Origin of the sequence: Rubellimicrobium mesophilum DSM 19309 (genome assembly GCF_000600335.2) — a bacterium.
GTDB classification, from domain to species: domain Bacteria; phylum Pseudomonadota; class Alphaproteobacteria; order Rhodobacterales; family Rhodobacteraceae; genus Rubellimicrobium; species Rubellimicrobium mesophilum.
The window spans coordinates 53,112-66,271 of record NZ_KK088637.1 but is presented as its reverse complement, the minus strand read 5'-3'; the positions used below and the strand labels follow the sequence as shown (position 1 = coordinate 66,271).

Sequence of the window (13,160 nt, the reverse complement as noted above, 5' to 3'; positions counted from 1 at the left end):
CGACCCGGCCTGCGGCGATGCGCCTCGGCCATCCCGCCGGTCCCGTCCGGGCCGCTGCCCCGCGCGGAGCGGCAACCGGAGCCAGAGCCATGGCTGGTCCGGCCCTTTCCCGTCGAACCGACTCGCGGCCCCGGGGCCGCGTCGCCCGCCGCCCCTTGGCCGTGGCCGGGGCGCGTGGCGGCCGTCCGGGGGTCGCGGCGTCGGGTCCTGTGCGTGTCACGAAGGAGACGAGTCATGTCCCATCCGTCGTTTCGCCATGCCGTCGTCGCGGGCGCCAGCATGGCGGGCCTCCTGGCTGCGCGGGCCCTCGCGGAGCGGTTCGAGCGCGTCACCCTGATCGAGAGGGATGCCCTGCCGCGCCGGGCCGAGGCGCGACGGGGGGTGCCGCAGGCCAACCATCTCCATATCCTGCTTCCCGGCGGCCAGGCCGCGCTGGAGCGGCTGCTGCCGGGGATCGCGGCCGAGCTGGCGGCGGAGGGGGCCGTCGGGGTCCGCGTCGGGCGCGAGCTGGCCTGGCACAACGAGGGGGCCTGGCGGCTGCGGCACGATTCCGAGCTGCGCGTCCTGGCGCTGAGCCGGCCGCTGCTGGAGGCCCATGTCGCGCAGCGGGTCCGCGCCTTGCCGAACGTCGCCATCCGCGAGGGCGTCCGGCTGCAGGGCCTCGTGGTCGGGGCGGAGGGCGCGCTGGCCGGGGTGCGGGTGCAGGGCCTGGCGGAGGAGGTGCTGGAGGCGGACCTCGTGGTGGATGCCACGGGGCGGGGCAGCTCGGTGCCGGAGCGGCTGCGGCAGATGGGCCATGGCGAGGTCCCGACCGAGCGGATCCCGGTCCAGGTCAACTACGCGAGCGCGTTCTTCGCCAAGGCGCCTAGGGGGCCGGACTGGCGGGCGCTGATCGTGGGCGACCGGGCCGCCGGGCGGTTCGGCCTGATGTTCCCGGTGGAGGGGGAGCGCTGGATCGTGACGCTCGGGACGCTGTTCGAGCAGCCGGTGCCGGTGGACCGGGCGGAGATGCTGGCCTTCGCCCGGACGCTGCCGGTGCCGGACCTCCACGACGTGCTGCGCGACCTCGACCCGGTGTCGGAGGTGGTGCGCTACCGCTATCCGGGAAGCCAGCGGCGGCGCTACGACCGGACCGGGCGCCTTCCGGCGGGGCTGCTGGCGGTGGGCGACGCCTTGGCGAGCTTCAACCCGCTTTACGGACAGGGCATGACGGTGGCGGCGCTGGAGGCCGAGGCGCTGGGGCGCTGGCTGGAAGCGGCCGCGCGGGAGGGCGCGACGGCGGGGATGCAGGCGCGCTGGTTCCGCGAGGCCGGGCGGATCGCCGACGCCGCCTGGACGGGCGTCGCCGTCGAGGACTTCCGCCTGCCGGAGCTGGCCGGGCAGGCGCCCCGGTCGCTGCGGCCGCTGCAGTGGTACATGGCGCGGGTGCAGGCGGCCACCTGCCGCAGCGCCGTCGTCGCCGACGCCTTCTACCGGGTGATCGGCTTCGTCGAGCCGCCCGGCGCCCTGTTCCGGCCGCGCGTCGCGGCGGAGGTGCTGCTCGGGCGCGGGCCGAAGCCGGGGCGGAGCCCTGCGCCGGGGCGGGCGCGAACGGGCGGCTGGGGGAGGCCGACCCCGAATCCGTGACTGCGGCCAGGCGCCGGCCGTGCTAGATTGAGGCCGAGGACGGTGCGGACGCGGCGCCGGGCTCTCCGGCGATGCCTCGTCCAGGGCCTTCCAAGGCAGGAGGAGGACGTGGCCATGGCCCGCGAGACGATCGGCAACCCGCTGTCCTGGAGCGCGCAGAGGCTGGCCGGGGTCGGCCGGGGCTTCGGCGCGGCGGTGGACGGGATCGGCAGCCACGACCTGTCGCGCCCCGAGGTGCGGCGGATCGGGACCGCCGACCTGCGCTGGGCGCTGAGGAAGGGGGTTGAGGACTTCGCCGCGCTGCGGTCGGACGTGATCGTGGCGGTGGTCCTTTATCCGGTGATCGGCTTCGTGCTGGCGGTCTGGGCCTTCAACGCCGGGCAGATCCACCTGCTGTTCCCGCTGATGGCGGGCTTCACGCTGGTCGGGCCGGTGGCGGCGGTGGGGCTCTACGAGATGAGCCGGCGGCGCGAGCTGGGGCTGGAGGCGGACTGGGGCGCGGCCTTCGCCCGGCTGGCGGGACCGGTGCTGGGGCCGGTGCTGGCGCTGGGGCTCGGGCTGCTGGCGGTCTTCGTCGCATGGCTCTTCGCGGCGCACCTGATCTTTGCCGCGACGCTGGGGCCGGAGCCCTACCGGAGCCTCGGGGCCTTCCTGCGCGACACGCTGACGACGGGCCCGGGCTGGGCGATGATCGTGGCGGGGATGGGCGTGGGGGCGGTCTTCGCGGCGGTGGCGCTGTGCCTGAGCCTCGTGTCCTTCCCCCTGCTGATCGACCGGCCGGTGGGGGTGCCGGTGGCGCTGGCGACCTCCTTGGAGGTGGTGCGGCGGAACCCGGGCGCGGCGGCGCGCTGGGGGCTGCTGGTCGCCGTCGCGCTGGCGGTCGGGATGATCCCGTTCTTCGTGGGGCTGGTCGTGGTGCTGCCGGTGCTGGGCCACGCGACCTGGCACCTCTACCGCCGGGCGGTGGTGCCGGGCCGCGCCTGAAGGCCGGTCAGCGGGGGAGGCCGTAGCGGTCCGCCGCGCGGTCCCGCGACGCGCCGGCGGCGACGCGGGCCTCGGCGGCCACGTAGGCCTCCCAGTCGCGGATGTCGGGGAGGGAGGGGATGCAGACGGGCTCCCGCATCTCCAGCGCGCGCAGCGAGGCGGCGACGAGCTCGTCCGCCTGCATGACCCGCTCGGGCGGGAAGTTGGAGAGGGAGTTGCCGGCGACCGCGTGGAAGTCGGTGGCGATGACGCCGGGGATCAGGAGTTGCACCTGGATTCCCGTGCCTTGCGCCTCGACCTGCATGTTGCGCGTGAAGCCCATGACGAAGTTCTTGGAGGCGCCGTAGCCCGCGTTGCCGGGGAACTGCATGAAGACGGTGCCGGAGGCGACGTTGACGACGGCGCCGTGGCCCCGGGGCGTCATCGCGCCCATGGCGGCGTGGGAGAGGCGGGCGAGGGCCAGGACGTTGACCCGCAGCATGTGGTCCAGCGCCTCGGCGTCGAGCTGGCCCACGCGGCCGCGCGCGGCGTAGCCCGCGTTGTTCACGAGGAGGTCGATGGCGGGGTCGGCCGCGAGGCGGTCGGCGGTGGCCTGGACGCCCTCGGGCGTGGAGAGGTCGGCGGCGAGGGTCTCGACCTCGATGCCGTGCCCCTCGCGGAGCCGGGCGGCGAGCGCGTCGAGGCGGTCGGTGCGGCGGGCGACGAGGACGAGGGCGGCGCCCTGGGCTGCGAGCTGGCGGGCGAAGCTCTCGCCGATGCCGGCGGAGGCTCCGGTGACGAGGGCGCGGGTGATGGCGGGCATGGGGCGGCTCCGGGGCTGGGTCTGGCCCTTGGGGTTTGGGGCGCGGGGCGGGATCGGCAAGGGCGATGTGGCCGCAGGGTCACGCCGAGCCTTGCGGCCTTCCCCCTTGTGCGTTAGGGGGGGCGCGTCCCACATGGGATGAATCCCCCTACAGACCGGCGGACACAACCGCCAGGCCCGCAACCCTAGAAGGATAAGCATTTGGCCTCTGGCACCAGCATGGCGGAGTTCGAGGAACTCCTCAACGAAAGCTTCGAGATCGATACCCCCTCGGAGGGGACGGTCGTCAAGGGCAAGGTCATCGCCATCGAGGCGGGACAAGCCATCATCGACGTCGGCTACAAGATGGAAGGCCGCGTCGACCTCAAGGAATTCGCCCAGCCCGGCGAGCAGCCCAACGTGAACGTCGGCGACGACGTGGAGGTCTTCCTCCGCAACGTCGAGAACGCGCGTGGCGAAGCCGTCATCTCGCGCGAGATGGCCAAGCGCGAAGAGGCCTGGGACCGCCTGGAGAAGGCCTACGAGCGCGAGGAGCGCGTCGAGGGCGCCATCTTCGGCCGCGTCAAGGGCGGCTTCACCGTGGACCTGGGCGGCGCCGTGGCGTTCCTGCCGGGCTCTCAGGTGGACGTGCGTCCGGTGCGCGACGCCGGGCCGCTCATGGGCCTCAAGCAGCCGTTCCAGATCCTCAAGATGGACCGCCGCCGCGGCAACATCGTCGTGTCGCGCCGCGCCATCCTCGAGGAATCGCGCGCCGAGCAGCGCGCCGAGGTCATCGGCAACCTGTATGAGGGTCAGGTCGTCGAGGGCGTGGTCAAGAACATCACCGAGTACGGCGCCTTCGTCGACCTCGGCGGCGTCGATGGCCTGCTGCACGTGACCGACATGGCCTGGCGCCGGGTCAACCACCCGTCGGAGATCCTGTCGATCGGCGAGACCATCAAGGTCCAGGTCATCAAGATCAACAAGGAAACCCACCGCATCAGCCTGGGCATGAAGCAGCTCCAGGAAGATCCGTGGGACACCGTCGAGCGGAAGTTCCCGATCGGCTCGGTCCACCAGGGCCGCGTGACCAACATCACCGACTACGGCGCCTTCGTGGAGCTGGAGCCGGGGATCGAGGGCCTCGTGCACGTCTCGGAGATGTCCTGGACGAAGAAGAACGTGCACCCCGGCAAGATCGTCTCCACCTCGCAAGAGGTCGAGGTCATGGTGCTCGAGATCGACTCGCAGAAGCGGCGCGTGTCCCTGGGCCTCAAGCAGACCCAGCGCAACCCGTGGGAAGTCTTCGCCGAGCAGTTCCCGGAAGGGTCCGCCGTCGAGGGCGAGGTCAAGAACATCACCGAGTTCGGTCTGTTCGTCGGCCTGCCGGGCGACATCGACGGCATGGTGCACCTGTCCGACATCACCTGGGACGGCCGGGGCGAGGACGCGATCCAGCAGTTCCGCAAGGGCGACCGGGTCAAGGCCAAGGTCATCGAGGTGGACGTCGAGAAGGAGCGCATCTCGCTCTCCATCAAGGCGCTGGAGAACGACCCCTATGCGGAGACGCTGGGCGGCGTGAAGCGCGGCGACGTCATCACCGTCTCGGTCTCGAAGATCGAGGACGGCGGCATCGAGGTCGAGTACCAGGGGATGAAGTCCTTCATCCGCCGGTCCGACCTGTCGCGCGACCGGTCGGAGCAGCGCCCCGAGCGCTTCCAGCCGGGCGACAAGGTGGACGTGCGCGTGGTGTCCGTGGAGACCAAGGCCCGCAAGCTCGGCCTGTCGATCAAGGCCCGCGAGATCGCCGAGGAGAAGGAAGCCGTGGAGCAGTACGGCTCGTCCGACTCGGGCGCGTCGCTGGGGGATATCCTCGGCGCGGCGCTGCGCGGCGAGCGCTGAGGCGAGGCGCGCCCGGACGACCATCCGGTGGATGGTCGTCAGCGCCGGGCGCCCGGCCGAGAGGTCGGGCCGTGGCCTGAACATCGAGGGGGCTCCGCCGGTCGGCGGGGCCCTTCTTCGTTGGGCGGCCCGGGAGGGCGTCGCCCGGAGGCCACGCCCGGCGCGGGCCGGGATGGGCAACGCAGAGTTCCCGGCGCGGGCGCTTGCGCCCCCGGGGGACGTCGCGGCAGGCTGGGGCCGCACGCTGTCCTGCGGTCCTGGAGTGAACATGATCCCGCGTTTCCCGCCCCCCGGCCTCGTCCCGGCCCTGTGCCTCCTGGCCGCCCCCGCGCTCGCCGGCCCGGCCGAGGATTGCCGCAACCCCGACCTCGCGCGGGCGGACCGGATCGCCCCCTGCACGGCGGCCATCGGGGCGGCGGCCGACGTGGCCGACAAGGCGGACCTCCTGCTCTATCGCGGGGCCAACCTCTACAACACCGGGGACTACGCGGCGGCGGAGGCGGACTTCGCGGCGGCGCGGAAGCTCCGCCCCGACTGGGCCGATCCCTACGTGGAGCGGGGCTACATGCTCCAGTCGCAGGGCGACGACGCGGGCGCGGCCGCGGAGATGCGGGAGGGGCTGAGGGTCGAGCCCGGCTCGACCTACGCGGTCGTGGGCCTGATGAGCCTGCTGGCCGACGCGGGCCGCTGGCAGGAGTGCTTCGACACGGTGGCGCTGGCGTCGCCGGCCGCCCAGTCCGACCCGGAGGTCGTCGCGAACCGCGGGCGGTGCCGCGCCGAGCTGGGCGACCACGAGGCGGCGCTGGCCGACGACCGGGACGCCATCGCCCGGGGCTACGACGAGGCCTGGGTCCACGGCAACATGGCATGGTCGCTGATCGCGCTCGACCGGCCGGAGGAGGCGGTCGAGGAGGCGCGCCTCGCGGTGTCGCGGGAGCCGGGCTTCGTGAACGGCCACCGGAACCTGATCGAGGCGCTGGTCCAGGTGGGCCGCGTGGACGAGGCCGTCGACGACTTCCGGCTGGCCGACCTCCCCGAGCCCGCCGACCGGATGCAGGTCGCCAATACCCTGGCCTGGAGCCTGTTCCAGGCCGGGCGCGGCGACAAGGGCCTGCCCTTCGCGCAGGACGCCATGGCGGCCATGGGAGAGGCCGGCCTGCGCGACGCCGACGTGGTGGACACCTACGCGCATCTCCTCATGGTCAATGGCCGGCCGGACGATGCGGCCAAGGCCTTCATGGAGGCGGTGGCGATCGACCCCGGCTACCGCGACGGCTATGCCCGGCGCCTGGCGGGCCTGGGCTATCCGGGCGATCCGGCGCAGCTCGAGGCGTCGCTGCTCGCCTGCGCGAAGACCGGGCCCGGCTGCGGGATGTAGGGCGGGAGGACGGCGATGCCCGGCGGAGGCGGGACCGCGCGTCCGCCCGGCGGCGGCCCTCCCGGTCCGGGACCGGCGGTCGGGGGCGCGGCCCGCTCCGCTGGATGACGGCGGGGAATCGTCGGGAGGCGGGCGGAAGGGCTTTGTCGGATCGGTGTTAACCCCCTATAGTTTCCCGGCAAAGCGGGAACTCAACCCGCGATAGTCCGGCACACTTCTTGGGGGCGCCATGATCCGGTCCGAACTGATCCAGAAGATCGCGGAGGAGAATCCGCATCTCTACCAACGGGACGTGGAGAGGATCGTGAACACGATCTTCGACCGGATCGTCGAGGCCATGGCCAAGGGCAACCGGGTGGAGCTGCGCGGCTTCGGGGCCTTCTCGGTCAAGCGGCGCGACAGCCGCACGGGCCGCAACCCCCGCACCGGCGAGGCCGTGGAGGTGGACGAGAAGCACGTCCCCTTCTTCAAGACCGGCAAGCTCCTGCGGGACCGGCTGAACGGGCGGGACGGCGAGGCCTCGGCCGAGGAGCCGGAGTACATGGACGAGGAGGAGTAGCGACCTCTCGGCAGTTGCGGAGGGCGCGCGTCGGTGGCACTAGGACGCCGCACGCCCACGCCCTGGAGGGGACCCGCCGATGAGATTCCTCAAGACCGCCTTCTGGGGGCTCGTGGCCCTGGTCCTGGTGACGGTCGGGCTCGCCAACCGGGAGCTGGTGACGCTGCGCGTGCTCCCCGAGGCCCTGGGCAACTGGCTGGGCGTGAGCCCCGACCTCGACCTGCCGCTGTTCCTGGTGATCCTGATCGGCGTGGCGCTGGGGCTGGTGATCGGGCTCATCTGGGAATGGATCCGCGAGATCCCCGAGCGGGCCGAGGCGCGCTGGACGGCCCGCGAGCTCGCTCGGCTTCGGGCCGAGGTCGCGCGGGCCAGGGCCGAGGCGCTGCCCAGGGACGACGTGCTGGCGACGCTCGACCTGCCGGCGATCCCCGCGCGGCGCTGAGATGGGGCTGCGCGTCATGCTGTCCGGCCGGGCGCCGGTGCGCTTCAAGGTCTGCGGGCTGACCGCCGGGGATCAGGTCGAGGCCGCCGCCGAGGCGGGGGCGGGCTACGTGGGCTTCGTGTTCTTCCCGAGGTCGCCCCGCACCGTGGGCGTGGAGCGGGCGAGGGAGCTGGCCTGGGCCGCGCCGGTGGGGGTGGCCAAGGTCGGGCTCTTCGTGGACGCCACGGACGAGGAGTTGGGGGCGGTGATCGACCGCGTGCCTCTCGACATGGTGCAGCTTCATGGGCGCGAGGGGCCGGAGCGGGTGGCCGAGGTGCGGGCGCGCTGGGGGCTGCCGGTGATGAAGGCGGTGGGGGTCGGCGGGGCTGCCGATCTCGACCGCGCGAAGGATTACGAGGGCGCGGCGGACCAGCTCCTGCTCGACGCCAAGGCGCCGGCGGGCGCGGCGCTGCCGGGGGGGAACGGCGTGGCCTTCGACTGGGGGCTGCTCCGGGGCTTCTCGGCGCGGGTGCCCTGGATGCTGGCGGGCGGGCTCTCGCCTTCCAACGTGGCGGAGGCGGTGCGGGTGTCGGGGGCGCGGCAGGTGGACGTCTCCTCGGGCGTCGAGAGCGCGCCGGGGGTCAAGGACGCGGGCCTGATCCGTGCCTTCGCCGAGGCTCTGACGGCGTAGGGAGGCGGGGATGCGCGGGCAGGAAGATGCGCGGCGCGTGGTGCTGCACCTGGGGATGCACAAGACGGGCACCTCGAGCATCCAGGCCGCCTTGCAGGGCTACCGCGACGAGCGGATCGAGTACGCCGACCTTGGGCCCGCGAACCATTCGCTGCCCCTCCAGCGCGCCTTCCAGGACCGCAAGGCCGCGCGGGGCGGCAAGCTGCCGATCCGGCCCGACCAGCGCGAGGCGGCGCGGAAGGCCCTGGAGGCGGCCATCGGAGGGAGCCGGCGGTCGCTGATCCTCTCGGCCGAGGGGCTGTCGCATTTCGACCGGGCGAGCGTCCAGGGCGTCGTGGAGTTCCTGCGCCCGCATTTCGACCGGATCGAGACGATCCTCTATGTCCGTCCCCCCGAGAGCTACGCCCGGAGCGCCTTTCAGGAGCGGACCAAGTTCAGCGCCGCCTCCTTCGACGTGGCGCGGCTGGTGCCCCCCTACCGCGACCGGGTGGAGCGCTGGGCCGAGACGCTGGGCGAGGAGCCGACCTACGTGCTCTACGACCGCGCGACCCTGCACGAGGGCGACGTGGTGGCGGACTTCGCCTGGCGGCTGGACCTCGACCCCGCCTGGCTCGAGGCCCGCGCGCGGACGCATCCGCAGAACCGCAACGCCTCGCTCTCGGCCGAGGCGACGGCGGCGCTCTACCTGCTGCGTCGGCGGCGCGGCGGGCCGCCGGCCGCCCACGAGAAGGAGCGCGCGCGCGAGAAGCGGATGATCGGGCTGCTGCAGGGCTTCGGCCAGCGGCGCTTCGACTTCGGGCGCGAGGTGATGGACGCCGCCCTCGCGGGGCGGGCCGAGGACATCGCCTGGATCGAGGGGCGGCTGGGCCGGTCCTTCCCGCGCGAGGTGCTCAAGGACCCCGTCATCTTCGGGAGCGAGGGCGACGTCCTCGACTATGGGGAGGCGCAGGCCCCGGCGCTGGCCGCGCATCTGGAGGCGAAGGGGCTGCTCCGGTCCGGCGCGGGGCTCTCGACGGTGGAGCTCCTGGAGGCGCTGGCGCGGCAGCCGCTCCGGGCCATGGGCCTGCGGGACCGGCTGGGGCAGTGGGGACGCGCGCCGGCGACGCGGCTGCGCGCGCTCCTCGGGCGGGTCGCGGGGGCGCGGCGCTAGGGCGGCGCTTGTCGCGGCGGTCGGGGGCCTGTATCGCGGGCGCTGTCGCACGAAGGAGGCCGCCCATGCCCGAGGACCGCATCAGCCCCGCTGCTGGAGAAAGCCGCGTCAACAGCTTCATGCGGGGCCCCGACGAGGCCGGGCGCTTCGGGCAGTTCGGGGGGCGCTTCGTCTCCGAGACGCTGATGCCGCTGATCCTCGACCTCGAGGCGGAATACGAGAAGGCCAAGACGGACCCGACCTTCTGGGCCGAGATGGACGACCTCTGGAAGCACTACGTGGGCCGCCCGTCGCCGCTGTATTTCGCGCCGCGGCTGACCGAGCATCTGGGCGGGGCCAGGATCTACCTCAAGCGCGACGAGCTGAACCACACGGGCGCGCACAAGATCAACAACGTGCTGGGCCAGATCATCCTGGCGCGGCGCATGGGCAAGACCCGCATCATCGCCGAGACGGGGGCGGGCCAGCACGGCGTGGCGACGGCGACGGTCTGCGCGAAGTTCGGGCTCCAGTGCATCGTCTACATGGGCGCGCATGACGTGGAGCGGCAGGCGCCCAACGTGTTCCGGATGCGGCTGCTGGGGGCGACGGTGGTGCCGGTGACCTCCGGGAGGGGGACGCTCAAGGACGCGATGAATGACGCGCTGCGGGACTGGGTCACCAACGTGCGCGACACGTTCTACTGCATCGGCACGGTGGCGGGGCCGCACCCCTATCCGGCGATGGTGCGCGACTTCCAGTCGATCATCGGCAAGGAGGTGCGCTGGCAGCTTCAGGAGGCCGAGGGGCGGCTTCCCGATACCGTCGTGGCGGCCATCGGAGGCGGCTCGAACGCCATGGGGCTGTTCTTCCCGTTCCTCGACGACCCCTCGGTGCGGATCATCGGCGTGGAGGCCGGGGGCAAGGGCGTGGACGACCGGATGGAGCATTGCGCCTCGCTGACCGGGGGGCGGCCGGGGGTGCTGCACGGGAACAAGACCTACCTGCTGCAGGACCCGGACGGGCAGATCCTGGAGGGGTATTCGATCTCGGCGGGGCTCGATTATCCGGGGATCGGGCCGGAGCATTCGTGGCTGCACGACGTCGGCCGCGCGGAATACGTGTCGATCACCGACAAGGAGGCGCTGGAGGCGTTCCAGCTCCTCTGCGCGATGGAGGGGATCATCCCGGCGCTGGAGCCCTCGCACGCGCTGGCGCATGTCATGAAGATCGCGCCGGACCTGCCCAAGGACCACCTGATCGTGATGAACCTCTGCGGGCGGGGCGACAAGGACATCTTCACCGTGGCCAAGCATCTGGGCGTCGAGGTCCGGACCTGACCCGCTCCTGAGGGCGGCGATCCGTCGGGGGACGGGGCGTCGTGCGGCATGGCCGGGACCGATGGGGCGACGATGCGCCGTCCGCTGGGCCCGGTCGGCGTTGCCGCGTGACAGCGGCCCGTCTCGGCATGGCTGCAGGGGTGGGCCTGTCCGTCGGGGCCTGACGGACCGGCAGGGGTGGGGCCGGAGAGCCCTCGATCCCGAGCGGCCCTCGCGACTACTGGCGGGGGGCCGAAGCGGCGCCCGGGGCGAGGGCGTGCCTGGCCGGAGATGCGGGCGAATCGGCAGGGGGTGTCGCCCGGCGGGACGGGGCGGAACGGCTGGCGGCGCGGCCTTGGCGATGCGGCTCCACCTTGGTCGGCGAGGCGGATCGGACCTTGGTCCCGACCCCGGGCGCCCGGTGGGGGGCCTGTGGTCCGAAGCGGGCCTGAACCGGACTTCGGTCCGATTGCGTGGGGCAGGGGCACGGTCAAGTTGGAGCGCATAGCGGGTCCTTCGCCCGCCTTCGCAACCGGAAAAGGACAAGTTCCATGAAGCGCATCCTCCTTGCCAGCGCGGCAGCCCTGGCGCTGTCGGCCACCGCGGGCCTCGCGCAGTCCACCGCCGACCAGATCGTCGCGGGCCTCCAGGCCCAGGGCTATTCCCGCATCGAGGTGACCCAGGGTCCGACCCAGATCAAGGTCGAGGCCGTCCGGGCCAACACCCGGCTCGAATACGTCTACGACCGCTTCTCCGGCGCGATCCTGAAGCAGGAGGTCGAGGCCGTCCGCGCGGGCGACGACACCGCGCCGATCGTCGAGGTCCGGGGTGGCGACGACGACCTCCGGGGTGGCGACGACGACGGGCCGAACCACGACGTCGGCGACGACCACGGCGGGGACGACGATGACGACGGCATGGATGACCATGGCGACGACGGCCCGGACCACGATGTCGGCGACGACCACGGCGGGGATGACGACGATGACGGCTCCGACGACCGTTCGGGCCGGGGGGGCTCGGACGACGACGATCACTCGGACGACGACGATCATTCGGACGACAGGTCGGGGTCCGACGACCATCATGGGGATGACCGGTCGGGGTCGCGGCACGGCGGGTCGGATGACGATCATGACGACGATCACGGCGGGTCGCGCCACGGTGGGGACGACGACTGAGCACCTGGCCCCCGGAATGACGGCGCCCGGCCCCCGACAGGGCCGGGACGGCCGCAGCGGGTCACGCCACGACGGAGGCGAAGGAGCCCTCCCTGGCGTGACGATGTCCGGCCCCCGCTCCCTCGACGGGGGCCGGACGCGTCGGGGGTGTCTGGCCGGGACGTGGCGCGCGGCGGCTCAGTCGAGCGCGTAGGCCTGGAGGATCTCGATCGAAACGACCTCGAGGGCGCGGCGGTGGGTCGAGCCGAGGTGGAGGTTGGGCGCGCAGCCCTCCTCGTGGGCCTGGAGGAAGCGGCCGGCGCAGAGGCACCAGGCGTCGCCGGGCTGGAGGCCGGGGAAGCCGAACTCGGGGCGAGGCGTGCTCAGGTCGTTGCCGACATACTTGGAGTAGGCCAGGAACTCGGCCGTCATCACGGCGCAGACAGTGTGCGAGCCCCGGTCCTCGCGGCAGGTGTCGCAGGCGCCGTTGCGGAAGAAGCCGGTGAGGGGACGGGTCGAGCAGGGCTGGAGCTCTGTCCCCAGGACGTTTAGGGATGGGTCCATGTCCATGATGCGCCTCCGTTGGTCGGGGATATCTGGGGCCGGAAGAGGGCGCGCGGCAAGGGGGGCCGACCCTCGGCGGGCCTCTTGCGGGCCGGGGCGCGGTCGGGCGATCCGGTCCCGCCGCTCCGGCGGAGCGCGACGGCGGGCGGCGGGCCGGGGCGATGCTCCCCGTGGGCCCGGCCCAGACGCGAGGCCGACTGGGTCCGCCTCGGTTGTTGACGCAGGGGCAGGCACGCAGGCAGAATGGACCCGCGATGCCGGGAGATCGGAGATGGACCGAACCCTGCTGGCGGCCTGGGGTCGCACGTTCGTGCTGCGCCCTGTCGCGGCGCTCCTTGTCGGTGCCGGCATGGCGCCGGCGCAGGAGCTCGACGTTCCCGTCATGGTCCTGGAGGGCGACGGGCAGGCCGCCGTCTGCGCGACCAGCACCGTCTCGGGGCTCGATCCCAATGGGGACAACTTCCTCGCGGTGCGGTCCGGGCCCGGCACGCAATACCCCAAGATCGACGAGCTTCATGCCGGCGACGTCGTCCAAACCTGCGACGGCCAGGGCAACTGGGTCGGGGTCTACTACCCGGACCTGAACGGTCGGAGCGGGTGGGTGCATGGGAGCTACCTCACCCCGCTGGCGGGTTGAGGATCGGGA

Annotated in this window: 13 protein-coding genes; 11 read left to right on the top strand and 2 right to left on the bottom strand. The window is 72.9% G+C overall.

What is annotated here, in order from left to right; all coding sequences use genetic code 11:
• Nucleotides 1–234 precede the first annotated feature (234 nt).
• Entirely contained in the window at nt 235–1,626 is a 1,392-nt protein-coding gene (locus RUMESO_RS22990; RefSeq protein WP_051521631.1) for an NAD(P)/FAD-dependent oxidoreductase, read from the top strand.
• Nucleotides 1,627–1,740: 114 nt separating this feature from the next.
• Nucleotides 1,741–2,610 carry a DUF2189 domain-containing protein gene (locus tag RUMESO_RS22985; protein ID WP_037284486.1) on the top strand — a complete coding sequence of 290 codons (870 nt, stop codon included), beginning with the start codon at nt 1,741–1,743 and terminating at the stop codon, nt 2,608–2,610.
• A 7-nt stretch (nt 2,611–2,617) separates the two neighbouring features.
• Here RUMESO_RS22985 and RUMESO_RS22980 read toward each other — a convergent pair whose 3' ends face one another.
• A complete protein-coding gene (locus RUMESO_RS22980; RefSeq protein WP_037284295.1) occupies nt 2,618–3,412 on the bottom strand; it encodes an SDR family NAD(P)-dependent oxidoreductase in 795 nt (264 codons plus the stop codon).
• Nucleotides 3,413–3,631: 219 nt separating this feature from the next.
• Here RUMESO_RS22980 and rpsA point away from each other — a divergent pair, with 219 nt between their 5' ends.
• From rpsA to RUMESO_RS22940, 8 genes are all read left to right on the top strand, one after another.
• Entirely contained in the window at nt 3,632–5,293 is a 1,662-nt protein-coding gene (gene rpsA / locus RUMESO_RS22975; RefSeq protein WP_037284293.1) for a 30S ribosomal protein S1, read from the top strand.
• A 268-nt stretch (nt 5,294–5,561) separates the two neighbouring features.
• The gene (locus RUMESO_RS22970) at nt 5,562–6,671 is read left to right on the top strand and encodes a tetratricopeptide repeat protein (RefSeq protein WP_037284290.1); all 1,110 of its coding nucleotides are present in this window, start codon (nt 5,562–5,564) and stop codon (nt 6,669–6,671) included.
• A 229-nt stretch (nt 6,672–6,900) separates the two neighbouring features.
• Nucleotides 6,901–7,230, top strand: coding sequence for an integration host factor subunit beta (gene ihfB / locus RUMESO_RS22965; RefSeq protein WP_051521630.1), 330 nt, complete (start codon nt 6,901–6,903; stop codon nt 7,228–7,230).
• Between the two features lie 79 nt (nt 7,231–7,309).
• On the top strand, nt 7,310–7,672 hold the full coding sequence (locus RUMESO_RS22960) for a lipopolysaccharide assembly protein LapA domain-containing protein (protein ID WP_037284287.1): 363 nt from the start codon (nt 7,310–7,312) through the stop codon (nt 7,670–7,672).
• Between the two features lies 1 nt (nt 7,673).
• Nucleotides 7,674–8,342 (top strand): phosphoribosylanthranilate isomerase, encoded by a 669-nt coding sequence (locus RUMESO_RS22955; protein WP_051521629.1) that lies wholly within the window; start codon nt 7,674–7,676, stop codon nt 8,340–8,342.
• A 10-nt stretch (nt 8,343–8,352) separates the two neighbouring features.
• On the top strand, nt 8,353–9,492 hold the full coding sequence (locus RUMESO_RS22950; protein WP_037284284.1) for a hypothetical protein: 1,140 nt from the start codon (nt 8,353–8,355) through the stop codon (nt 9,490–9,492).
• 65 nt (nt 9,493–9,557) lie between these two features.
• On the top strand, nt 9,558–10,811 hold the full coding sequence (gene trpB, locus RUMESO_RS22945; protein ID WP_051521628.1) for a tryptophan synthase subunit beta: 1,254 nt from the start codon (nt 9,558–9,560) through the stop codon (nt 10,809–10,811).
• Between the two features lie 530 nt (nt 10,812–11,341).
• Nucleotides 11,342–11,971 (top strand): PepSY domain-containing protein, encoded by a 630-nt coding sequence (locus RUMESO_RS22940; RefSeq protein ID WP_156363071.1) that lies wholly within the window; start codon nt 11,342–11,344, stop codon nt 11,969–11,971.
• A gap of 177 nt (nt 11,972–12,148) precedes the next feature.
• On the opposite strand, the gene RUMESO_RS22935 is transcribed toward RUMESO_RS22940, so the two are convergent.
• Nucleotides 12,149–12,520, bottom strand: coding sequence for a DUF2237 family protein (locus tag RUMESO_RS22935; protein ID WP_037284282.1), 372 nt, complete (start codon nt 12,518–12,520; stop codon nt 12,149–12,151).
• 265 nt (nt 12,521–12,785) lie between these two features.
• Between RUMESO_RS22935 and RUMESO_RS22930 the strand changes: the two genes are divergently transcribed.
• Nucleotides 12,786–13,151, top strand: coding sequence for an SH3 domain-containing protein (locus tag RUMESO_RS22930; RefSeq protein ID WP_037284279.1), 366 nt, complete (start codon nt 12,786–12,788; stop codon nt 13,149–13,151).
• The last annotated feature ends 9 nt before the right edge of the window (nt 13,152–13,160 follow it).

Coding starts and splice junctions, on each gene's coding strand:
- RUMESO_RS22990 (WP_051521631.1), top strand. CDS start 235: ATGTCCCATCCGTCGTTTCGCCATGCCGTCGTCGCGGGCGCCAGCATG.
- RUMESO_RS22985 (WP_037284486.1), top strand. CDS start 1,741: ATGGCCCGCGAGACGATCGGCAACCCGCTGTCCTGGAGCGCGCAGAGG.
- RUMESO_RS22980 (WP_037284295.1), bottom strand. CDS start 3,412: ATGCCCGCCATCACCCGCGCCCTCGTCACCGGAGCCTCCGCCGGCATC.
- rpsA (WP_037284293.1), top strand. CDS start 3,632: ATGGCGGAGTTCGAGGAACTCCTCAACGAAAGCTTCGAGATCGATACC.
- RUMESO_RS22970 (WP_037284290.1), top strand. CDS start 5,562: ATGATCCCGCGTTTCCCGCCCCCCGGCCTCGTCCCGGCCCTGTGCCTC.
- ihfB (WP_051521630.1), top strand. CDS start 6,901: ATGATCCGGTCCGAACTGATCCAGAAGATCGCGGAGGAGAATCCGCAT.
- RUMESO_RS22960 (WP_037284287.1), top strand. CDS start 7,310: ATGAGATTCCTCAAGACCGCCTTCTGGGGGCTCGTGGCCCTGGTCCTG.
- RUMESO_RS22955 (WP_051521629.1), top strand. CDS start 7,674: ATGGGGCTGCGCGTCATGCTGTCCGGCCGGGCGCCGGTGCGCTTCAAG.
- RUMESO_RS22950 (WP_037284284.1), top strand. CDS start 8,353: ATGCGCGGGCAGGAAGATGCGCGGCGCGTGGTGCTGCACCTGGGGATG.
- trpB (WP_051521628.1), top strand. CDS start 9,558: ATGCCCGAGGACCGCATCAGCCCCGCTGCTGGAGAAAGCCGCGTCAAC.
- RUMESO_RS22940 (WP_156363071.1), top strand. CDS start 11,342: ATGAAGCGCATCCTCCTTGCCAGCGCGGCAGCCCTGGCGCTGTCGGCC.
- RUMESO_RS22935 (WP_037284282.1), bottom strand. CDS start 12,520: ATGGACATGGACCCATCCCTAAACGTCCTGGGGACAGAGCTCCAGCCC.
- RUMESO_RS22930 (WP_037284279.1), top strand. CDS start 12,786: ATGGACCGAACCCTGCTGGCGGCCTGGGGTCGCACGTTCGTGCTGCGC.